The sequence below is a fragment of the Ruegeria sp. BB6 genome (genome assembly GCF_056539385.1).
The window spans coordinates 1-994 of sequence record NZ_JBQFUW010000023.1 but is presented as its reverse complement, the minus strand read 5'-3'; the positions used below and the strand labels follow the sequence as shown (position 1 = coordinate 994).

General features: G+C 53.1%; 1 protein-coding gene. It reads right to left on the bottom strand.

What is annotated here, in order from left to right; genetic code table 11:
• Nucleotides 1-471: 471 nt before the first annotated feature.
• The coding region (locus ACR0B7_RS20980) for a hypothetical protein (RefSeq protein ID WP_480682381.1) at nucleotides 472-994 on the bottom strand (523 nt) is incomplete at its 5' end.

Genomic DNA, 994 nt, shown 5'->3' with positions numbered 1-994 from the left:
GGGGATTTGGTGCCCAGGAGAAGCTGTGTCTCTTGGTTCTGCTCCCGTTACAGGCATCGTGACCTATGATTGTCTCAGTAAAAGAAGGGGTATCATTGAGGACGAATCCCGGTCAACAGGCACGTTCTGTCCTACGGTTTGTCCTACGCCTCAGGACACCCTCAATATGGCCACCCATGACACGTTGAGCTCCATCCTCTCGCCCGAAATGCTGCACTAAGACCGCTACTGAATTCGCACCCCCCCCCACGGGGGGAGTATCAGAACTGGGGTGAGTGGTATTGGCTGCGTAGATCCCCAGCCATTTTTTGAATGCACACTACCAGACACTGAAGTCCGCTTATGACCGGGCCAGGCGGACGCCCCTGTTTTTTGTTTGTCCCTAAGGGCTTCTTCGGCCCCTAGGATGTTCTTAGAGCACTATGAGCTATTGGCGCAGTCAAAAGCCAAGACCTATAACTGTTAATAGGTTTAGGCTGCTAAACTAGACGGCCTTTCGGTCCTGACAAAGCGGGCCTTAGTTCCTCCGCGACCTTTGGTGCCGTGCACAAAGGACCAACCAAGCATTGTCCAAGCTGCATTGCTCTTTGCCAGCCTAGTTCCCCTTGTCTTCAGATTTGAATCGCCAATAAGCTCCCCCAGCTGCTCTACCTCAATTTCGTGCGTGGTCAGCGGAAGGGACTTAAGGCCATTCAAGACCTTCGTTTTGAAAGTCTCCTGACCTTTTCGAACCCCACGCCGACTGTTGTAGGCTGAGGGATCAATGTCGATGTTCGCACCCGGAAAGAGACTTTGGATCTCGTCTGGTGACACCCTGTCCTGATAAACCCATAGGCGCATTGGACCGCAACTTCCGTCCTTATTTGCGACTCGAACGCGACCACGGGCACCAAGCTGCTTGATCTGGGCCTTGTATTCGCCAGCTCTGACTTCTGCAAAGATGTCTTGGAGCGACCCCATCTGCTGATCTAGCAAAGGTTGTGTCACACGGATC